The sequence below is a fragment of the Candidatus Finniella inopinata genome (genome assembly GCF_004210305.1).
Taxonomy (GTDB): domain Bacteria; phylum Pseudomonadota; class Alphaproteobacteria; order Paracaedibacterales; family CAIULA01; genus Finniella; species Finniella inopinata_A.
Window position 1 is genome coordinate 290,394 of the sequence record NZ_SCFB01000004.1, and the last position, 19,553, is coordinate 309,946.

Annotated in this window: 21 protein-coding genes; 9 read left to right on the forward strand and 12 right to left on the reverse strand. The window is 42.2% G+C overall.

What is annotated here, in order from left to right:
* The first annotated feature begins 39 nt into the window (after window positions 1–39).
* From EQU50_RS03220 to EQU50_RS03240, 5 genes are all read left to right on the forward strand, one after another.
* Window positions 40–993, forward strand: a complete 954-nt coding sequence (locus EQU50_RS03220) for an acetyl-CoA carboxylase carboxyltransferase subunit alpha (protein ID WP_130153710.1) — start codon at window positions 40–42, stop codon at window positions 991–993.
* A 12-nt stretch (window positions 994–1,005) separates the two neighbouring features.
* Window positions 1,006–1,980, forward strand: coding sequence for a sodium-dependent bicarbonate transport family permease (locus EQU50_RS03225; protein WP_130153711.1), 975 nt, complete (start codon window positions 1,006–1,008; stop codon window positions 1,978–1,980).
* Window positions 1,981–2,407: 427 nt separating this feature from the next.
* Complete coding sequence (gene mfd / locus EQU50_RS03230; RefSeq protein WP_242508816.1) at window positions 2,408–5,842, forward strand: transcription-repair coupling factor; 3,435 nt, start codon at window positions 2,408–2,410, stop codon at window positions 5,840–5,842.
* A 283-nt stretch (window positions 5,843–6,125) separates the two neighbouring features.
* On the forward strand, window positions 6,126–7,472 hold the full coding sequence (locus tag EQU50_RS03235; protein ID WP_130153713.1) for an alpha-amylase family protein: 1,347 nt from the start codon (window positions 6,126–6,128) through the stop codon (window positions 7,470–7,472).
* Window positions 7,472–8,215, forward strand: coding sequence for a hypothetical protein (locus tag EQU50_RS03240; protein WP_130153714.1), 744 nt, complete (start codon window positions 7,472–7,474; stop codon window positions 8,213–8,215). The genes EQU50_RS03235 and EQU50_RS03240 overlap by 1 nt, the downstream gene beginning before the upstream one ends.
* A 163-nt stretch (window positions 8,216–8,378) precedes the next feature.
* On the opposite strand, the gene EQU50_RS03245 is transcribed toward EQU50_RS03240, so the two are convergent.
* Window positions 8,379–9,527, reverse strand: a complete 1,149-nt coding sequence (locus EQU50_RS03245) for an ISAs1 family transposase (RefSeq protein WP_130153184.1) — start codon at window positions 9,525–9,527, stop codon at window positions 8,379–8,381.
* Between the two features lie 411 nt (window positions 9,528–9,938).
* Here EQU50_RS03245 and EQU50_RS03250 point away from each other — a divergent pair, with 411 nt between their 5' ends.
* On the forward strand, window positions 9,939–11,102 hold the full coding sequence (locus EQU50_RS03250) for a site-specific integrase (protein ID WP_130153715.1): 1,164 nt from the start codon (window positions 9,939–9,941) through the stop codon (window positions 11,100–11,102).
* A 33-nt stretch (window positions 11,103–11,135) separates the two neighbouring features.
* Here EQU50_RS03250 and EQU50_RS03255 read toward each other — a convergent pair whose 3' ends face one another.
* The 5 genes from EQU50_RS03255 to EQU50_RS03275 all read right to left on the reverse strand — a co-directional run bounded on the left by EQU50_RS03255 (window position 11,136) and on the right by EQU50_RS03275 (window position 12,947).
* The gene (locus tag EQU50_RS03255; RefSeq protein WP_130153716.1) at window positions 11,136–11,591 is read right to left on the reverse strand and encodes a hypothetical protein; all 456 of its coding nucleotides are present in this window, start codon (window positions 11,589–11,591) and stop codon (window positions 11,136–11,138) included.
* An 11-nt stretch (window positions 11,592–11,602) separates the two neighbouring features.
* Entirely contained in the window at window positions 11,603–11,938 is a 336-nt protein-coding gene (locus EQU50_RS03260; protein ID WP_130153717.1) for a RebB family R body protein, read from the reverse strand.
* A gap of 6 nt (window positions 11,939–11,944) precedes the next feature.
* Window positions 11,945–12,160, reverse strand: coding sequence for a RebB family R body protein (locus EQU50_RS03265; protein WP_130153718.1), 216 nt, complete (start codon window positions 12,158–12,160; stop codon window positions 11,945–11,947).
* A 73-nt stretch (window positions 12,161–12,233) separates the two neighbouring features.
* Window positions 12,234–12,581, reverse strand: a complete 348-nt coding sequence (locus tag EQU50_RS03270; protein ID WP_130153719.1) for a RebB family R body protein — start codon at window positions 12,579–12,581, stop codon at window positions 12,234–12,236.
* A gap of 39 nt (window positions 12,582–12,620) precedes the next feature.
* Complete coding sequence (locus tag EQU50_RS03275) at window positions 12,621–12,947, reverse strand: RebB family R body protein (RefSeq protein WP_130153720.1); 327 nt, start codon at window positions 12,945–12,947, stop codon at window positions 12,621–12,623.
* A 410-nt stretch (window positions 12,948–13,357) separates the two neighbouring features.
* Between EQU50_RS03275 and EQU50_RS03280 the strand changes: the two genes are divergently transcribed.
* The 3 genes from EQU50_RS03280 (at window position 13,358) to EQU50_RS03290 (ending at window position 15,407) form a co-directional block, all read left to right on the forward strand.
* The gene (locus EQU50_RS03280; protein ID WP_130153721.1) at window positions 13,358–14,521 is read left to right on the forward strand and encodes a hypothetical protein; all 1,164 of its coding nucleotides are present in this window, start codon (window positions 13,358–13,360) and stop codon (window positions 14,519–14,521) included.
* Between the two features lie 341 nt (window positions 14,522–14,862).
* Window positions 14,863–15,132: a CopG family ribbon-helix-helix protein gene (locus EQU50_RS03285; protein ID WP_130153722.1), complete on the forward strand. Its 270-nt coding sequence runs from the start codon at window positions 14,863–14,865 to the stop codon at window positions 15,130–15,132.
* Window positions 15,132–15,407, forward strand: a complete 276-nt coding sequence (locus EQU50_RS03290) for a type II toxin-antitoxin system RelE/ParE family toxin (protein ID WP_130153723.1) — start codon at window positions 15,132–15,134, stop codon at window positions 15,405–15,407. Before EQU50_RS03285 ends, EQU50_RS03290 begins: the two co-directional genes overlap by 1 nt.
* 50 nt (window positions 15,408–15,457) lie before the next feature.
* On the opposite strand, the gene EQU50_RS03295 is transcribed toward EQU50_RS03290, so the two are convergent.
* From EQU50_RS03295 to EQU50_RS03315, 6 genes are all read right to left on the reverse strand, one after another.
* Window positions 15,458–15,829 carry a hypothetical protein gene (locus EQU50_RS03295; protein ID WP_130153724.1) on the reverse strand — a complete coding sequence of 124 codons (372 nt, stop codon included), beginning with the start codon at window positions 15,827–15,829 and terminating at the stop codon, window positions 15,458–15,460.
* Between the two features lie 137 nt (window positions 15,830–15,966).
* Window positions 15,967–16,176: a colicin E3/pyocin S6 family cytotoxin gene (locus EQU50_RS08635; protein WP_420886598.1), complete on the reverse strand. Its 210-nt coding sequence runs from the start codon at window positions 16,174–16,176 to the stop codon at window positions 15,967–15,969.
* Between the two features lie 66 nt (window positions 16,177–16,242).
* A complete protein-coding gene (locus tag EQU50_RS03305) occupies window positions 16,243–16,497 on the reverse strand; it encodes a hypothetical protein (RefSeq protein ID WP_130153725.1) in 255 nt (84 codons plus the stop codon).
* Window positions 16,461–17,324 (reverse strand): hypothetical protein, encoded by an 864-nt coding sequence (locus tag EQU50_RS03310; RefSeq protein WP_130153726.1) that lies wholly within the window; start codon window positions 17,322–17,324, stop codon window positions 16,461–16,463. The genes EQU50_RS03305 and EQU50_RS03310 overlap by 37 nt, the downstream gene beginning before the upstream one ends.
* Before the next feature lie 230 nt (window positions 17,325–17,554).
* Window positions 17,555–17,722 carry a hypothetical protein gene (locus EQU50_RS08355; RefSeq protein ID WP_165380320.1) on the reverse strand — a complete coding sequence of 56 codons (168 nt, stop codon included), beginning with the start codon at window positions 17,720–17,722 and terminating at the stop codon, window positions 17,555–17,557.
* An 85-nt stretch (window positions 17,723–17,807) separates the two neighbouring features.
* Entirely contained in the window at window positions 17,808–19,520 is a 1,713-nt protein-coding gene (locus EQU50_RS03315) for an ABC transporter ATP-binding protein (RefSeq protein WP_165380321.1), read from the reverse strand.
* Window positions 19,521–19,553 lie beyond the last annotated feature (33 nt).

Consider the following 19,553-nt stretch of genomic DNA (forward strand, 5'->3'; position numbering starts at 1 on the left):
CGAAGGGTAATTCCAAAATCCCAACATAAATAAAGTTACATGACTAAATTTCTAGATTTTGAACGTCCAATAGCTGAGCTTGAGAATAAAATAGAGGAACTTAGGAATCTTGCCAGTACAGATGAATTGAATATTGCCAAGGAAGTTTCAAGTCTTCAGGTCTCAGCCAATGCCATGTTGCGTAAGACATACAAAAATTTGACACCCTGGCAAAAAGTTCAAGTGGCGCGCCACCCTGACCGGCCTAAGTTTTTTGATTATCTAAACACCCTTATTCAAGACTTTATTCCGCTGGCGGGGGATCGCTTATTCGGTGAAGACAATGCCATCATCGGCGGGTTGGGCTATTTCATGGGTAAAGTCACGCTTGTCATCGGCCAACAAAAAGGCAACGACACTGAAAGCCGCGTTAAACATAATTTTGGTATGGCTAAGCCAGAGGGATATCGCAAGGCCATTCGTTTGATGGAATTGGCGGATCGTTTTGGCATTCCCATCTTAACATTTGTCGATACGGCAGGTGCTTATCCAGGCATTGATGCCGAAGAGCGCGGCCAGGCGGAAGCCATTGCCCGGTGTATCGAAGCTTGTCTCAAGGTGAAAGTTCCTTTGGTCAGTGTGGTGATTGGCGAAGGGGGATCCGGGGGGGCGATTGCGATTGCAGCGGCCAATGCGGTTCTGATGCTGGAGCATTCGGTTTATTCTGTTATCTCGCCGGAAGGATGTGCCTCTATTTTATGGCGAAGCGCCAGTAAGGCTTCGGAGGCGGCTGAGGCGCAAAAATTGACAGCGCAAGACCTTTTGCAGTTTGGGGTTATTGATAAAATCATTCCTGAACCTGTGGGCGGGGCGCATCGGCTTGTCGATGTTGCGATTCAGTCTGTCAAAGAGGCTATTCACCAGGCGTTTCAAAATCTTTCCCATCTGGACAGTCACAAAATCCTTAGTCATCGCCGAGAAAAATTCTTGAGCATGGGCTCAAATCTAGCTTAAGGGTTCCCAGTTATGATTTCCTTCGAGCTTTTACAACTCAACCTATTATCCCCTATGGTTCTGGCCTTTTTCTTGGGCGTTATGGCTGTTTGGGCCAAAAGCGACCTGCAATTGCCAGAGGGGCTGTACGCCAGCCTGTCGATGTATTTGCTGTTGGCATTGGGCTTAAAGGGCGGGGCGTATCTTTCCCAAACGTCTTTTAATATCATTGGCGTGCCAGCGGCTATGACCTTGTTGTTGGGGATGGTGTTACCCGTTATTGCCTATGTTATTGCGCATTTCATTGGGCGTTTTTCCCAGGCTGATTCGGCGGCCCTGGCGGCCCATTATGGGTCGGTTTCGGTGGTCACGTTTATGGCGTGTGAAGTTTTTGTGGAGACCTTAGGCACACCTGGCGAAGGGTTTATGGCCGCCCTGGTGGCCATTTTGGAAATTCCTGGGATTATTATCGCCTTACTGTTGGCAGAACACCGACCCGGTGTTAAACAAGAATCAAGCCTTTGGCAACGGTTGGAAGGTATCCTTTTCAGCAAAAGTATTTTGTTGTTGTTAGGGGGATTGCTCATTGGTTTTATCTCTGGCAAGCCGGGCTTAGAAAAAATCTCCCCCTTCTTTATTGCGCCCTTTCAAGGGGTGTTGGTGTTGTTCATGTTAGACATGGGGTTGGTGGCGGGCGAGCGCCTAAATGACCTAAAACAAGTTAAGGGTTTCTTATTCGTATACGCCTTTTTAATTCCCATTCTGAACGGTGCCCTTGGTGTTTATGGCGGTTACCTTGCCGGTTTATCGTTGGGCGGAGCCACCATATTGGGCGCCATGTCGGCCAGCGCGTCTTATATAGCAGCGCCAGCTGCTGTTCGGGTGTCGATTCCCGATGCTAACCCGGTTTATTACCTAACCTCGGCCATTGCGCTGACTTTCCCCTTTAACCTGGCCTTTGGGATTCCGTTGTATTACCAATTTGCCGTTTGGTTGTTTGGGCGGTAAAGCCGACCAATCCGAAGCTTATTTCGGATTGGTCTTATAAATTTTGCCGGATATGCTATCCTTAGGACAAATATGAGGCGCCAAAAAACATGGATAGAATATACCAAACAATTCTGAATGATCATTTCAGTCAAATCAAATCCTGAGGAACCTTTATCAAAAAACCTTATGCACTTTCAAAAGTAACTTAATGCTGAACACATATTTCAGGTGGCCGTTGAGGCGGAATATATTGATGCAGATTGCTTTGCCCCCACAAGTTCGGACAATTCATTAATTGTTCCTGCTAAAACATTTCTATCCCAACTGATTTAGCTATACGGAAAGTTTCTGGTTTATATCGGCTCTATGGGTACGTATAATGCCCTGACAACGCTCAAAAAGAGATAAAAGTGGCAGGTATTTAGATTATGTGTATTAGGATGTGATGGCTGGATCTGTGTATTTAGGGGGTGTTCCCACAAGCTATCAACCTTTTGTCATTGAAAAGTTGTGGCAGGATCATGCCCAACCTTTGTTGGTGGTCACATCGACGGAGGAGCATGTGGGGGCTCTTCAAGAACAATTGAATCGGATAGCGCCCCATATCCAATGCCTTAACTTCCCGGCCTGGGATTGCCTGCCCTATGATCGGGTATCCCCCAGTCAAGACATTGTAACCCAACGCCTGGAAACGTTAACAACCCTTATTCATCAACCCCAGCGTTTCTGTGTGATCACGTCTGTGGCGGCCTTGGCCCAGCATCTACCACCACGATTGTCATTGATTGGCGAATCGCTTGACTTGCAGATCGGCCAGAAAATTGCCCGGGAGGCCTTGTTAAGTTACCTGACTCATAAAGGATTTCGCCGTTGCGAGACGGTTTATGAACCGGGCGACTATGCTGTCAGGGGCAGCATCGTTGATATATTTCCAACAACCTGTGAAAATCCGCTGCGGCTTGATTTCTTTGATGATGTTTTGGATGCCCTAAAAAGCTTTGATCCTATTACTCAAAAAACGATTGCGGTTTGTGAACGGGTTGAATTGAAACCCATCCATGAAGTCACCTTAACCCTCGAGACCATTCAACAGTTCCGTCAGAAGTATCGTCAATTGTTTGGGGCCAGCAAAGTGGGCATTGAATCGGACGCTTTGTATGAATCCATCTCTGCTGGCAGATCTTATGCGGGTATGGAGCATTGGCTGCCCTTGTTTTACGACGGGTGTGAGACGTTATTAGATTATTTCCCCAATGCTTTAATGATTAAGGAAGATGCTGCCGATCAAGCGCTGATCAGCCATCAACAATCTATCCATGAGTATTATCAGGCGCGGGCGAATCCCATTGGTCGCGAGGGGACTTATCGCCCCCTGCCCCCTGAGCAGTTGTATTGGACAAAAACAGAATGGGAAGATTTTCAGCGAACCGTTGAGGTTGTAAGTTTAAGCCCTTTTGTTGCTGAAAACAGCCAAGACCAAGGGGGGCGCTTGCCGCCTGATTTTACGGCCATTCGTCAATCGCAGCCTGAAAAAGTATTCGACCAAGTCTGTCAAACGATTCAAACGCATCAACAACAAGGCCGGCTGGTTGTGATCACCAGCCATACGGATGGCTCACGCCAGCGCCTGGAAAGTCTGCTTCGGGCCCAAGGGTTGAAACGTATTTTAGCGGTACAAAATTGGCCCGCAGACGGCGCCGATCGCGGGGTTGTTTACAGTCTGACCGCCCCCTTTGAACAGGGATTTATGACGCCTGATCAGTTGGTTTTGACCGAACAAGATATTTTGGGCGACCGTATGGTGCGCAAATCGCCCAAACGCAAAAAGAGTTCTGTTTTTCAAGACGCCAGCCAGTTAGCCGTTGGTGATTTAATTGTTCACAATGACCATGGGATTGGTCGCTATTTGCGGTTGGAAACTCTGACCGTCAATCAAAAAGCCCATGACTGCCTTTGCTTGGAATATGAGGGGGGCGATAAGCTTTTCCTGCCCGTTGAAAACCTTGAGTTGATTAGTCGTTATGGCGATGAGAACAGCCTGGCATCCCTTGATCGCCTAGGCTCGGCCGCTTGGCAAAATCGAAAGTCGAAGGTTAAGAAACGCATTCGGGTGATTGCAGATTATCTGATTCGCCTGGCGGCAGAACGGGCTTTGCACCAGGGCGTTGTCTTGGATAAGATTTCTAATGAATATGACCAATTCTGTGCTCGGTTCCCTTATGCCGAAACGGAAGATCAGCAACGCGTTATTGAAGAGACCCTGAATGATCTGACGCTTGGTAAACCTATGGATCGCCTGGTGTGCGGGGATGTTGGTTTTGGCAAGACCGAGGTTGCGTTGCGGGCCGCCTATATGGCGGTGGCGAATGGCAAGCAGGTTGCCCTGATCGTGCCCACCACCCTTTTAGCGCGTCAGCATTATCAAACGTTTCGTCAACGGTTCCATGGGCTTCCCTATCGGGTGCAGCAACTTTCACGCCTGGTTAAGACCAAAGAGGCTGGCGAGATCAAGAAGGACTTAGAGGCCGGTCACGTTAATATTATCATTGCTACCCAGGCGATTTTGGCCAATGACGTTCGCTTTCACGATTTAGGCTTACTGATCGTTGATGAGGAGCAGCACTTTGGCGTGAAGCAAAAGGAAAAGCTGAAAACCCTTAAAACCGATGTGCATGTTCTGACCCTGACCGCCACACCCATCCCCCGCACTCTGCAATTAGCCCTTAGTGGCGTTAGAGAGCTTAGCCTGATCACAACGCCGCCTATTGATCGGTTGGCTGTGCGCACGTTCGTGATGCCCTATGACAGCGTTGTCATTAAAGAGGCGATTTTGCGGGAATATCATCGGGGCGGACAGATTTTTTATGTATCACCCCGGTTAGAGGATTTGGCAACTTTGCAGGAACAGCTGGGCGTTTTGGTGCCAGAGGTTAAAATTGCCATTGCCCACGGACAAATGCCAGCTGCCCAGCTGGAGGACGTGATGACCGCCTTTTATGACCGCGCGTTTCATGTTTTATTATCAACGAATATTGTGGAATCGGGCATCGATATCCCCACCGCCAACACCCTGATTATTCATCGGGCTGACCTGTTTGGATTGTCGCAACTGTATCAATTAAGGGGTCGGGTCGGGCGTGCAAAGGTTCAGGGGTACGCGTATTTAACGCTGCCCGCGGATAAGCCGATTTCTGATACCGCGCAAAAACGGTTGACCGTGATGCAAAGCCTTGACAGCCTGGGCGCTGGGTTTCGATTGGCAAGCCATGACATGGATATTCGTGGCGCCGGCAATATTGTGGGTGAAGAACAATCGGGTCATATTCGCGAAGTGGGCGTCGAGCTGTATCAGAACCTGCTGCAAGAGGCGATCATCATGGCAAGGGCCGAGCAGGCCAACCAGGCCGATGCTTTTGAAGAGACTTGGACTCCGCAAATTAACCTAAGCATGGCAATTTTGATTCCAGAAACCTATGTCAAAGATTTGGGCCTGCGGTTGGAATTATATCGCCGGTTGGCCCATTTACAAGAACGTGCACAAATTAATGAATTTGCCGCCGAACTGGTGGATCGTTTTGGTGCCCTGCCGCGGGAGGTTAAAAACCTGCTGGCTGTGATTGAACTGAAAAGTTTATGTCGCCAAGCCCATATTGAAAAAATCGATGCAGGCCCCAAGGGGTTGGTGATTGGCTTCAGGGATGGGACATTTTCCAACCCCAAGGCCTTGCTTGTATACCTTCAATCGCCCGTTGTGCATCAGGCTGGCGCGACCAAAATTCGCCCTGACCAAAAGTTGGTTTTTATTCGCGAATGGCCATCGGAACAACTGCGCCTGAGGGGGACGACCGAAATTGTGAAGGCCATAGCAGCGCTGGTTTAGGGCGGCATTTTTCTTAAGAACCCCTCGTTTCAACACTATGGATATCAATTCCATCAATCACCCTTGTCATTCCCACAGTCCCTCCTGTCATTCCCGCGCAGGCGGGAATCCAAACAATCAATGAAACTGGACCCCTGCCTCCGCGGGGGTAACAATACAGCGTTAAGGGAAAAGAGATATCGTCGGAATACAATTGGAATGTATTCGATACGTTTCATTAAACATATATTAATAATCTCTATTTACACTTAAGTATACACAAAATTATTAAATTGGCTTTGAAATGGTTTTTAATAAAATTATGCGTTTGATGTTGCTTATGTCAACGTCTGTCACTTGCGCCTATGCAGGAACTTCACAAGCCACATCGGTGAGTGGACCATCATTTTTGTTTAACAGCAGTGTTACACGGCCGCGGGCCATCTTGCATGCATTTGATGTGTCGTTAACGACGATTACACGGCCACCAACTTTTCAATGTGACCCAGTATTCAGTACTATATACCCAAATTTTAATACGGCAGACATGAGCCCTATCTTGAATTATGTCTATGCTCCTTCTACAGCTGTCAATCCTACACAAGCTATCAACCGTGCCGGCGCCAGGGGATATACGCACATTCAAATTTCCCCCATGCAATACATTCCAAGCAATTCCAATATTTGGAGCGCAGCTTATCAACCTTATGTCATGGTTCTTTATGACCCAAACTATTCAGATCAAACGACAGCACCGTATGCATATTACTTAACCGCGGTCAATACTGCTTTAACGGCAATGGGTAAATCAACAGTTACTGACCTTCAACGCTATGGGGTTGCTATTCCGGATACGGCGAAAAGTAGTCAAACAATTACTGTTGGATATATGCTTCAAAGCCCTCTATATGGGGGGCTTTCAGATCTGACCAATTTTATCTTGACGGCGGCAGGGAATCCACCATTTGGCATAAAACAGAGTAACCTCAACCCTACTCCGAAAACCAATATTGGTGTGATTGCAGATGTTGTATTTGACCAAGCTAATTTTGCTATGGTAGAAACGCCCCTTCCGCTGCCTGACAACAGTCAAGTTGTTCCTGCTAAATTGCATCCTATGAAAATTGACAATTCATTTCCTGAAGGTGCTACTCAAGATAAAAACAGATATTTCCCAGCCGGTTTTTTTACGCAAGATGATTTGAACAAAAATAGCTGGCAATTCGGTCCTAAATTGGATTTAAGCAATCCATTGGTACAAAAAATGGCTGTTGGCTACCTAAGGCTTCTTTATGATTTGGGTGTTGCAGGCGTTCGCGTGGATGATTTGCCTATTATCAGTGCTGCATCCATCATTGCACTATCGGGTCAAGATGCCCAATATATTGCGAATCAGCAGTCGGCAGCAATTTGGAAATCTATTTTCACTCAAGCCAACACGGCATATACATACACACCACAAGGCAGCAGCACGTCTGTGACTTTGCCAGGGTTTTCCTTTAATTGTGGATATGGTGAATATTTCTGGTCCTACAGCCCACAGGTCTCTCCCTTTATTCCCATAATGCCTCTGGTGGATTTTATCATACAGGGCAGCTGGCAGGTTCATGCCTTGCTAATCCGGGTTACGGCAGTGTTAGCAATCTTTTGATGCCCGCGGCTCTTGGTAACTCGCAATCAGCCGTACCGTTCTCTGTCGTTCACGATATGTACCCGAACATAGCCAACAAAAGATTTACATTTTATGAAGACAGTAATCATGGTTCTACGGTTGCCGACCCATCCATGCAGGCACATTTCCCAAATGCACTTAATGCGAGCAACTGTGTAATTTGCGCTGCCCAGAGAACAAGCCCTGCATTCGTTATCAATTCGCAACTATCCATTGCATACCTGTTGACTAAACGTGATGGATCACCCCTTATTTTACGGTTTGAGGATGAAAATGGTTACTTAAGCCCTGATGGAACGGTTGCGACAGGTGACTTTGCCGGTATTATTCAAAATGCTCTGGCCTTCAGAACAGCTATGGATGCAAAAAACGCCCCGCACGAGTACATCTTGGTTCTTGACACGAACACGTTATTGATTGCCCGCCAGTATGGTTTCGCGGTGATAAATATGTGGACTGGCAGTTCTAGTAACACTTCTCCGGTTGACGCAAGCGGAAATCGGACAATCAGCCTGGTGGATCTTCAAAAAGTCCCATCGACATATATACCTGATGGAACATACAAAGATGAAGCTGGAAGCTCTTATACAAAAAGTAGTAGTAGCTTCAACGCAACGGCCAATTCAAGAAATATCAAATTTTTTGTCTTGCAAAATCCACCATCGACTATGAGCTCACAATCGGTCGTTTTCCAGGTTACCACCCCATGGCGATTGCACTGACATCTCCTCAGCCTAGTTTTTAAAATTACGGTTTCTGCTATTTCCCAAACTTTTGTAGATTGATTTGATTTTGTAGGTTTTGAGAGATCTACTTCCTGTTTTTTTTATTTTTAGACACTATCCTCCCCTTTAAAAGACTTACCGTTTATATCAGTCAATCCGCTCAAACGCGCTTTAAATTGTGGTCAGCGGTTAGAATTTTCAATAAGTATTTGTTGTCCCAGCCTGCTACCTTCCGTCGACAGCTCACCCCTCGTTTATTCGTTTTTTCTTGCTTGAGTAGATTCAAAGCAATACGTCTCATGACAGCCAAATTCTTGGCCGCGTGGCCAACATGCACCTGGTTATGGTCTTCCCTAAAACCTACATCCAAAGACCAGTGCAGGTTAATTTCTATGTTCCAGTGTTTTCTGACAGCAACCATAAACTGATCAATATTTTCATAGGCTAAACTTGTTAGAAAGTAGCGGGTACTACGCTCAACCTGATTATTAGTTGTGCGTGTTGTTTCAAGCATGCCAACACCCTTTAACCCAGGCCAACGAAGTTGAAATACTGCCGGATCGCGTGCTGATACTAATGTATAGCGACGTGTTTCTATGCGACCATGATCATGGATCTTCTCTACTTTCCGTCGATTAAGCATCTTCTTGTACTGACGTGATTCTCCTATATGGAAAATTGCCTTGACCATTTCATGAAGCTTCGGTTGATTATCTTTTAGAGCTAATACGTAGTCTGCACCTTGAATTAAGATCTCTTCAGCAATTGACTGCTGACAACCCATGGCGTCAATGGTGACTGTACTACCAGTAACATCAATCATCTTGAGTAATTTTGGAATGGCTGTAATTTCATTGGATTTTTCATCCGTTTTAACTTGCCCTAAAAGAAGACTTTGATTGCTTGCCCAGGCACTTACAATGTGTAGGGCTTTTTTCTCTTTTCTTCTGTTGCCAGAACCCCGTAGCGTTTTTCCATCAATAGCAATAATCTCAGAATTAACATCGATAGAGAGTGACTTGATCCATGCATAAAAGCAGGATTCAAATTGCTCTGGGTCAAGTATGGAAAACACACGGCCAAAAGTATCATGAGATGGCACACCATTAGGCAGCTCGAGAAATGTTGATAACCAATCGTATTTGGCTTTGCCAAATTCACTAATATCAACCCAGTTATCAGCGCCACAAATTGTGGCCAATATTGTTATTACCAAGATATCGTGCAATTTGTGAAGCTTGTTGTGGTTATCAATACGAGGATCGGCAAGAGGTTCAAAATGTTTGAGGAAAGTATCTGATAACTGCATCCCTGTTTCCTTTTTCTTTATTGAGAAAAAAGAATAATAACAACGGATAGAACAGCAGAAAAGCCGAATAAAAAATTAGGAAATAATTTTTAGAATACTAAACTAATTTTCAGTGCAATCGCCATGGGAAGGTCACCATCATCATCGTTAAACAGTGGCTTGAAAGGATGATTTGAAAGGAAAAGTATTTGATAATGGTGCCGGCTGCAGGATTCGAACTCGCGACCTACTGATTACAAATCTCATGCCCTATCTACTTCTAAACCCAGCATATCCGCGAAACATGAGCCTATGTAAGGGTTTTAAGGGTGTTTGTTGAAGTCTCATTCTACTTAATTCTTCTAAAAAATTGCTTTTGTATCAAATTAACTGGTAGGATTGTGGTAGATTTTACTAAAGAGCCTACTTGCCATGCCAAGGTTAACAAAAGCCATTATAGATTACAGCTCCCCCAATGAGAAAAATTATATTGTTTGGGATAACGAGATTAAAGGGTTTGGATGTCAGATTTTAAAAAGTGGCACAAAAAAAACCTACGTCTTTTATTACTGGTCTCCTCTGACTAGGAAGAAAGGCTATGTCAAAATAGGATGTCATGGCAACATAACTGTAGACTTTGCCAGAAATGCTGCTAAGAAACTGGCTGCCACCGTTGCTTCAGGTCTCGATCCTAAAAAAGAAAAAGAAGAGAAATTGGTTGAGGAAAAACAATCCATTCTTTTTGCTGACTTCTTTGAAATCTTCAAGACCAAGCATATTCTTATTGCCTATAAAGATAAGGGAAGAAACAATATGGGGTGTGCCAACCTACACATCCATCCCTACTTTGGTCAAAAAAAACTAGACGAGATTACTTCTAAAGACATTAGAAGTTTTCTGGATTCACTGGCGCATATTTCCACAACAGCCAACCGCTGTTTTGCTTTGTTGAGTATGGCTTTTAAAAAGGCAGAGGATTGGGAGTATTTGCCTCCTAGAAGCAATCCCTGCACAGGCGTCAATAAATATAAGGAAAACAAGAAGCAGCGGTTTTTAAGTGATGCTGAGCTGAAACGATTAGAAGAATCCTTGATACAACAACACAAAGAGCAACCAGCTTCTTACTGCACTGTTAACGCTATTTTCATGATCCTGTATACAGGGTGCAGAGTTAGTGAAATTCTTAATCTCAAATGGGAAAATGTTCACTTAGACGACCGCTACATTCATCTACCCGACACAAAGACAGGTGAAGGGGCGCGGCCTCTCAATCAAAAAGCGATTGATCTTTTGGTTTCCATGAAACGACAGGAAGGCAATCCATATGTCTTCTATGGCAAAGTGCCTGGTCAACCTGTTGTTGAAATTAAAAGAGCATGGGGAACGATTTTAAAAAGAGCCGGAATTAAAGACTTTCGCATCCACGATCTCCGCCATTCCTTCGCCAGTTTTGCTCTCAAGAAGGGTGTCCCCCTTGTCCATGTCTCCAAGCTCTTAGGCCATCGAAATATTGCCACCACGATGAGATATGCTCACCTAGAGCTCGAACAGCTCAAGGAATCCACCAATATCGTAAACCAAGTCTTTGGGGGATGACGTAAGCCAACATAAGACCTGTGACGCTGTTTCTTAATGCACCGTCATTTGGTCTTGGACAAGTTGAGCAACTTGTTTCTGCTTCTGGGCGATTTGTTCTCGAATAGCCTGCTCCTTGGCTTGAATCTGCTCCAGAATCTTGGAAGCTTTCTTTGCCACCATTTGCTTGGCCTGACCTTGACAAAGCGTTTTTAGCTTTTCGGCAACTTGATTTAATTTGGTATAAAGATGCGTTGTTTGTAAGGAGCACTCATGGGTGGGTGCGGCCAATAAGGTTGGCAACGTATGAATAAGTATGCTTGCTTGGATGAAACCTGATGCCTGCTGAACCCCTCTCTTGAAGGCTGAGTGATCCAGCTTCCCTTTTTGCTGAGAAGACTGGAGTTGAGCCACGAGGGCATCCATATCCGCTATCACTTGCGTTTCCAAACGGGCTATCAATCCAGCTGGCGAAGAGTCCGATGATGGTGTCGGTGTTGTTTCTTCCATGCTTATAACCTCTAGCTTGGCAAGGGCAGGTTTTTCAATAAACCTTCCACACCCTGGCTTATTTTTAAAAACTCGGTATCTTGGGTCATCTTTGCTTTTTGCAATCCTTCAATTACCGGCAACCAGGCGGGGTCTTTGCTTTTGACAAACTCTTCGGTTGCTTTGGCTAAAGCGGCGCCATTGATAGCATCAAAGTTCCGCTGGCTATCGCTTGCATCCTGTAAAGCCAAAGCAAGGGTATGGGCCATTGCTTGACACGCTTTACCAACTGATTCGCTTTGCAAGGTGCTAGCGCCTGTAACCAGGCCATGAATAAAAGAAACACTTGGATCAAAGGAATCAGCCATCGGTTATTAGTCCATAATATTCTTAACGGCTTTTGCCACAATGGCATTGCCAATTTGTTGCATCTGCTGTTGGGTGGAACTGGCATTCTGCATAGATAAGCTTAAGGAATGGGCCATGGTTTGATAAACCATCGACAAAGCTTGAGCAGGCGATTCCCCTAAAACCTTTACATTGGTTTGGGTAACAGCATCCGTGATTTGTCCATTGACTTTGTCATTCATTAGCTATGCCTTTCCTTCACAACCCCAGGGTAAAGGGAAAGAGCCTTACCCTCTCTTTCCCTTTATAGTATTGTTAGCCAACAATAGAACTTGGTTGTTTCCTGTTAAGCGATTTAACCACGCCGAGAACATCAAGCATATCAGACGGGATATCCGCCCGTGAAATTTTTTCCGTTCCATCAGCAACGGCTTCCGTATCCACCGCATAGATTAAGTTCACCCCTTGGGTGGTCGACGCTTGATGAACGATATTAGACTGCTGTTGGGCAGAGGTGGCATTTTGCAGCGATAAGCCTAAAGAGCTCGATACTATTTGGTAAAGGTTACTGAGCGCCATAGCGGGGGCGTCAGCAAGCACATTCACATTCGCTTGGGTGACAGCATCGGTAATTTGGGAATTGACGGGTGTTGGTAGCGTCATAGGGAGCCTCCATTAAGAATTAGAAATGATTGAATGATATTAGGCTTTTGATAACGCTTTAAGGACACCCAGGATATTGACCATGTCAGAAGGGATATCGCCTCTGGAAATCTTTTCACTGGCATCGCCAACAGCGGCTGTGTCCACGGCATAGATCAAGTTGACCCCTTGCGTGGTTGAAGCTTGGTGAATGATATTGGATTGCTGTTGGGCCATGACAGCATTTTGAGCGGCAAGACCCAAGGATTGGGAGGAAATTTGATAAAGGTTACTGAGTGCCATAGCCGGTGAATCGGCGAGCACTTTCACGTTTGCTTGGGTGACGGCATCGGTAATTTGGGAATTGAGAGCTGTTTCTAAGGCCATAGGGAAGACTCCTGTTGGGTTTATCGGGGGAGATGATTACCATTAAAGCACAAAAACTTTATTGTAACAATATTTATTTGTGAATAATAAACACAATATTATTCGTATCAAAACAGTGTTATTTATATGAATTCAGCGATATTTAGCAGAATGAGAGATATGCAAGGATGAACCCTTAACTTACAAAAAAAATATAGTTATGGGATCTACTCTGATGTAAAACAAGGTAGCAATTAGAATTGATATATTTTTAGTTGGCACACAAAGCAGCTATGAATATGATATTTATAAATACCCAATTTAGCGTTTTAGACTTAAGACATTAGAATCTCATAAGAGAAAAAATGATTGTTTTTCAGGTTGAATAATGCTTCTACTCTTCTGTTGTTGGTATTTGGTGGGCCATAGTTATGGAAAAAAATGAGATGATTAATCCAAAATTTTTAGCAAATTATATCGTAATATTAGTTTTATCTTTTACCTTTCTCGTTCCCAACATAAGCATCGCAGCAGATAAAGTAAGTGCTGCTGATGTGGCAGAAATTGTTGCAGGTGTTGAAGAGTTAGGAATAGATGATCCATCTTCTCGCCTAGCATTAAAACTCCATAACCCTTCTGATGGAACGTTTTTTAGAACATTTGATTGTGGTGACACAGTAGGGGGTTCCTATTCTAAAGGTGCAAAATATTATGATAGTGATTTATTCTCAGGAGGTGGAAAGGAAAGCCCTCATACTAAAACTAAAATTTTTGGCTTAGACCGAACGGCTGTCAAAAACTATTTAGGAGCAATTTTTTTTGGAATTTGGAGTTACACAAATACAGCCGGCGATGGAGAGACTATTAAACAGATAGAAGTGCCTGTTAGGCGGGTAGGAAACGGAAAAATGTTTACCTCTACAGGGTATAAATCTAGAATAATTTGGAAAACTCAACGTGACAAAATAGAAGATGAGATCGAAGAAGATGCCGATGGTTCAAAACGTGCTTATACTTACGTGAACTGTGATGGAAGACATACCGAGAAAGTATTTTTAGATTACATAAAATTAAATCAAAAAGCTCTTTGGGATTATTTTATGCACCAATCATCATCTATAACAGCAGAGGATAAAAAACTTGACATAATTGGTTTTAAATTATTCTCATCGAATGATGCTTGTGATTCATGTTATGAGTCTTTACGTCAATTACAAATTGAGTGCCGCGAAGAATTGAAGGATTTTAAGTTTATCAGCGGTAAAGATACCTCTGGTAGAGATAGGCCAGTGCCCTTTGTAATAACTTTTGAAGCCTCCACTTTCTACCATCCTGAACTAGTTAATTTTTCTGGAGACCAAAAAGCTAATATTTTTGGATCTTCACTGTTTTTTTATCCAAAAGTCATAAAGCCTTTAATTAGATTGGATAAAGAAAGTGGTACGGGTTACGATTGTTACGCCTCTTCTTCAGGCGCTAGAGGTGAAGAAGATATAGAACATAGCCCTGAGTTGGCGTTGAATGAATTTCATCAACCCACTTTTATTCTGATTAGAATAAATAACGGCAAGGAAGTCAAAGTTAAGCTTAAATGAAACTGTATTTTTTCCTTGACTAGGGTATATCATCAATTAAATTGGCTTTTTTTCGCTATCCTTTGAAACTGAGAAAAATTCAAAGGGTACTTTCTTAAATACGCCGACATGCTTCACATGATGATTAGTGAGACTAAACATGTAGCTCCCTAGAAGTTAGTTGTGATTAGCGGCGAGAAAAAAGGTCCAATTTCTTTCTTGTCGCGCCTCCTCTTTTGATCAGAGAAGATGATCAATATCTAGAAGATAATCTCCAAAGCAAGTCAATAGCTTGCATTAATCAGAGTTAATCATTATTATTAACCAAACAAACGTTTATCAATAAGACATGGAGAAATGATATGATCCCAACAGAAACCAGGGTTTTGACGGCACATGTTCCGGTAACATTAGCGGAAAAAGTTGATTTATTTTCCAACAAGCTTGAGAGATCTCGTGGATGGATTATCAAGGAAGCCCTTTCTTCTTGGATAGAACAGGAAGAAAAGAAGGACCTTTTAACCTGGGAAGCTATTTCCAGTGTTGATTCTGGGAAAACAATCAATCAAGCGCTTATGCAAGATTGGGCAGAGAATCTGAGCACACACAACCAGATTTCAATGCCACTTTAATGAAACTGCAATGGACGGACAAAGCCGTTTCTGATATTATACGACTGCATCAATTTCTTTCTCCCTCAAACAAAATAGCCGCTGATAAGTCCGTGCAATCTTTGGTTAAGGCGCCGCTCATGCTAATAGAAACCCCTCGTATTGGAGATAGATTATGTGGGTTTGAACCCCATGAGGTGAGAAGATTACTCGTGCAAAAATATGAAATCCGTTATGAGATTCGAGATCAGACAATTTACATTCTGAGGGTTTGGCACACGCGAGAAAACAGGTAAACCATATCAACAAAAATTTGATCTATTATCTATGTATTCCTAGCTCATGGCTAAGAAACGTGCCAAAGTCGCCACATGGAAAGAATTTTTATTGTTTCTACTGATTGAGAACAATAACCAACAAAGCGGTTACAAGAAGCAAGATAACCATTGTTTTTAGAAAGCGAGATTGCCAGTAACATTCTTGGTTTGTGTTCGACTGCGCGGATGCGAGGGTAATCTCGCCATACTAGGTTACCTCGTGGAATGATGTTATCACTATAACGACACAAAAAGTAAGAAAACTCTTTAAGATTTATATGATGTTTATAATATTTCTGTATCTTTTTGGCGATTTTCTGAGAAACTTTATAATCATACGCTACATATGGATCAAGTTCCCAATCTATGCCAATTAGATTTAAAGCCAGTTCAAGATCCATACAGCATGTTTCCCCCCTATAAGGGAATCGTTTCGTTTGGAAAACCACTCAAGCGTTAATGGAATAATTTGATTCATGTCTAAGGTTCCACCGTCTTGGCTGGATTAGAGGGCTTCAACTCCTTTCCTGTAATCGGATCAAATTCGCCAAGGTGTTTGGTTGGTTCCTCTTTTATTATACTTTTCAACGGTTCCATGCCTGCTATCCCACTCGCAGATATAATCTTTGTCTTTCCATCTCCTTCTCATGGCTCCTCCCCCCTGCACATATGTTTTGCGTGGAGCTATGACAGCTTCAGGAAAAGCCGGTAGAGATACGGGAGCCACTACTGGCTGGTGAGCTCCCATATGTCCTGAGCTACCGCCTCCACTCTGACTCTTACCCCCATCACCGTGCTTCTTGTTAAAGAAAGCTTACGCCTTTTGCAGGTTTTGAGCAGGACGAGCGGCCAACTGTCCCAAAGTGCATACTCGAGCAGGGACAGTAACGGCAGGATGGGGTATAAAACGGGAAGTGAGGATAGCAAGATTACAGACCCCTTCAAGGAATTCTGGCCCGTTCCGTTGTGCCCACTGCCAAATAAAAATACTGGCTCGTTGATCTTGTGAAGCAACGCCGTTTAAGAAGGAACCTATATCTGGCAAATCAGATTGAAGCTGGTGTTGCATTTCAGAAGGCGGTTGACAGTCCTTTCTGTCGTTCGTCTTTGAAAAATGTAACCCGTTTCTGTTGTATGAGTGAAATGTTGCCTTCCCAATTTATCAACCGCATAGTGACGAGTAATCGTATTCAGGTAATGATCCGTGTGTTGAAGTCGGTTGAGGATAACCTTGCCTTTACCGGAGAAGAAAACAGCTTTTCCCAACAAAGCTTTTGAAGACGCCTCATCCATCGCTTCTTCTATGATTGTTCCATCCGCAATAACAGCGCCTAAAGCTGTAGGTTTCTTGCGGCTTCCGACTGAGGAGTTTCCTCTGACAAAGATTTGCCCAGTATTATTCCAACTGTCTTGGGCAAAAATGTCTGACTCTCTGCCTAAATAAACGTTAGAACTGTTTGACCAATTTAAAATTGTTAAACCTGATCGGTCCATTGACTCAGTAAAGAAAGAACAGGAATTAGCAAAATGGTGAAGATGTCCTCTGATAGGGCCTTCCACCTTCATTCCATTGCGACTATCGATTCCTGCGTTTTCTAATTGCAATCCTTGTCCACCAATATCGGCTAGACCTTGAGAACGATAGGTTAAATTAGTAATGCGCAGTCCTTTGTCAGCAAGGATAACTCCTCTATCATCAATGATACCCTCTTCATAAGAAGGTCCTGCTTTCCCATCAACCATTGCTAAACATTCTAAATAAGTTTCAGGAGTCACATGAAGAGTATCATCCCCAAAATGGATGATTCCTCCGTTAAAGAGGTAATCTTGCAAAAACTCGCCTGTATAGGATTTCAGAATGCCTTGGTTGTGGAACTGTTTGGCACGCGTGAACATCTGGTAGCAAAGGGAAGCACCCGTATGACGGATAATTCCTGATGTTTTAAACCCCCAAGATTTATATCGCTCAAACCCCGTTCTCTTACTGCTATCTGCAAGGGATATATTACCTTCATCTTCACTTCTAGGCTCAAAGACGTTTCGTCTCGGCCTTTGTAAACAACTTTATAACCACTACCATGGCGACTAAAAATATTCTGACCAAACACAAGGGTTGAATTAAAAGACTAATCGACAGTTTGAGAAAACAATGAGGTGGATCGTTCAAAAGCTTTGATAATCAATCGTTTGTGCCCAATTTTCTCAACTTCGAATCGAACGTCAACACCATCATAAGCATAGATTGTTTTGAGGGTAACAATCAGAACAAGAATGGGTTTGATGAAAAAACACATGTCCTACCCTTTCGCGAAAATAACTATCATGATTAATACTTATCGGACAAGAATGAGAAAAAGCTGGCAAATCAGTTATCCTAATTTACTTAATGATTGATATCTTACCATTTCTTAATTCTAACACCCTATTTGCATTTTGCAGAATAGAGTAATCGTGAGAAATAATAAGAGATGTTTTTCCTGTGATAAATGCGTGAATGTTTGATTGTATTATGTTTTTTACATCCGTATCTAAAGAATTTGTATGTTCATCAATTAAGCAATTCAAGCTATCTTTTAAAAAAAATCTTGCGATAGAAACTCTTTGTTTTTCTCCTCCAGATAATTTCATACCTCTTTCCGCCGCGACTGTTTTATATTGATCATGCATACTATCTATAGAATTACTCAAACAAGCTAATTCAACAGCTTCTTTTACCTTTTTAAAATCTGAACTAGAGTTTGATATAAGAACATTGTTATAAATTGTATCATTGAATATAGATGTATTTTGAGGAATAATATTGAATAATCTAGCAATTTCTTCTTGAGAAATATCAGAAATGTTATTTCCATTAATTAAAATTTCTCCACTACAAAGCTTACGAAGTTTTAATATAAGCATCATTATCGTGGATTTTCCTATACCACTTTCTCCAATCAAGCCTGTGATTTTACCAGCCTCCAATGTAAATGATACATCATTTAAAATAACTTTTTTGTCATAGTGGAATGAAGCATTAATGAAATCTATCCTTAGAGGTTGTGATAATAATTTTACTGATGTTATCTTTTCCTCTTGATTTGTCATTAAAAAAAAGTCCAACAACTGTTTTAGATCAATAATAGACTTTTTTAAGTCACTCAATACAAAACCTAAAGCATTTATTGGGTTTATAAATAGAGTTAAATACCCATGTATTAAGATAAAATCTGAAAATTTTAATTCTCTAGTATAAACATAATAACCAAGAATTGCAGTTATCATTGTAAAACATAAGCCTAATATTGACGCCTGCGCAAATAATAAAAAATCGTATATTTTTTGAACATTTATTTCGGACAAAGCTCTCTCTTTTAATATTACATCTGCTCGTTCCATTATTTGTTTTTTTATATCAAAAAGCTTGACTGCCTCATAATTCATAATCCAATCGTGGATAGTTGAATCAGTTTCCATATCTTTAATATTAGCTTTTTCGCGAGCTTTTAATGCCAACTTGGTTGTGTAAAAAGCAAAAGAAAAAATCAATAAAAATGATGTCAATAAAAGAAAGGCATAAAATATCGGGTATGTCATCAAAAGAATTAAAGTAACTATGAATATCTCTAACACCAAAGGAATAACAATAAAAAAAGTAGTCCAAAATATAGGAGGAATGCTGTTTTTAGCTTTAACGAATAGATTGGAAAATTTTCCTACACTGTAATCAATATATTGATAGAAAGACAAATTAAATATATGAGATAAGGTTCTATGTATTAAGTGTAAAGAAAATTTTTGCTTTATTACTGAGATAAAGAATTCTTTTATTATTGGGGAAAAATTGTTTAATATCCATATTATCGAATAAAAAGCGATAGCATAGAAAATACTATATATAGATTCTTGCGTATTTAGAGAATCAAGCACATTTTTAAACAGATATGGCAATGTAACGTTTATTAAAGATGCTAAGATAAGTAGCGAAAAGCTTAACAGACAAACAACTTTATTTTCTGATAATAACTCCCAAAAAATCGGTTTAAAAACGGCTAAATACTTCTTTAATCTATCGTTGGGACCAAAAATAATCTTCACTGTATCTAACCTCACTAGTAAAATTCATTTAGTTTTTATTGTAGAATT

Excerpts from the sequence above, each read along its gene's own strand:
- EQU50_RS03255 (WP_130153716.1), bottom strand. The coding sequence starts at position 11,591 with ATGGAAGAAACAACACCGACACCATCATCGGACTCTTCGCCAGCTGGA.
- mfd (WP_242508816.1), top strand. The coding sequence starts at position 2,408 with ATGGCTGGATCTGTGTATTTAGGGGGTGTTCCCACAAGCTATCAACCT.
- EQU50_RS08635 (WP_420886598.1), bottom strand. The coding sequence starts at position 16,176 with ATGGGAGCTCACCAGCCAGTAGTGGCTCCCGTATCTCTACCGGCTTTT.
- EQU50_RS03290 (WP_130153723.1), top strand. The coding sequence starts at position 15,132 with ATGAAACTGCAATGGACGGACAAAGCCGTTTCTGATATTATACGACTG.
- EQU50_RS03295 (WP_130153724.1), bottom strand. The coding sequence starts at position 15,829 with ATGGATCTTGAACTGGCTTTAAATCTAATTGGCATAGATTGGGAACTT.
- EQU50_RS03260 (WP_130153717.1), bottom strand. The coding sequence starts at position 11,938 with ATGGCTGATTCCTTTGATCCAAGTGTTTCTTTTATTCATGGCCTGGTT.
- EQU50_RS03235 (WP_130153713.1), top strand. The coding sequence starts at position 6,126 with ATGGTTTTTAATAAAATTATGCGTTTGATGTTGCTTATGTCAACGTCT.
- EQU50_RS03270 (WP_130153719.1), bottom strand. The coding sequence starts at position 12,581 with ATGACGCTACCAACACCCGTCAATTCCCAAATTACCGATGCTGTCACC.
- EQU50_RS03225 (WP_130153711.1), top strand. The coding sequence starts at position 1,006 with ATGATTTCCTTCGAGCTTTTACAACTCAACCTATTATCCCCTATGGTT.
- EQU50_RS03220 (WP_130153710.1), top strand. The coding sequence starts at position 40 with ATGACTAAATTTCTAGATTTTGAACGTCCAATAGCTGAGCTTGAGAAT.
- EQU50_RS03250 (WP_130153715.1), top strand. The coding sequence starts at position 9,939 with ATGCCAAGGTTAACAAAAGCCATTATAGATTACAGCTCCCCCAATGAG.
- EQU50_RS03245 (WP_130153184.1), bottom strand. The coding sequence starts at position 9,527 with ATGCAGTTATCAGATACTTTCCTCAAACATTTTGAACCTCTTGCCGAT.
- EQU50_RS03280 (WP_130153721.1), top strand. The coding sequence starts at position 13,358 with ATGGAAAAAAATGAGATGATTAATCCAAAATTTTTAGCAAATTATATC.
- EQU50_RS03305 (WP_130153725.1), bottom strand. The coding sequence starts at position 16,497 with ATGCAACACCAGCTTCAATCTGATTTGCCAGATATAGGTTCCTTCTTA.
- EQU50_RS03275 (WP_130153720.1), bottom strand. The coding sequence starts at position 12,947 with ATGGCCTTAGAAACAGCTCTCAATTCCCAAATTACCGATGCCGTCACC.
- EQU50_RS03285 (WP_130153722.1), top strand. The coding sequence starts at position 14,863 with ATGATCCCAACAGAAACCAGGGTTTTGACGGCACATGTTCCGGTAACA.
- EQU50_RS03310 (WP_130153726.1), bottom strand. The coding sequence starts at position 17,324 with ATGTTCACGCGTGCCAAACAGTTCCACAACCAAGGCATTCTGAAATCC.
- EQU50_RS03265 (WP_130153718.1), bottom strand. The coding sequence starts at position 12,160 with ATGAATGACAAAGTCAATGGACAAATCACGGATGCTGTTACCCAAACC.
- EQU50_RS03240 (WP_130153714.1), top strand. The coding sequence starts at position 7,472 with ATGCCCGCGGCTCTTGGTAACTCGCAATCAGCCGTACCGTTCTCTGTC.
- EQU50_RS08355 (WP_165380320.1), bottom strand. The coding sequence starts at position 17,722 with ATGTGTTTTTTCATCAAACCCATTCTTGTTCTGATTGTTACCCTCAAA.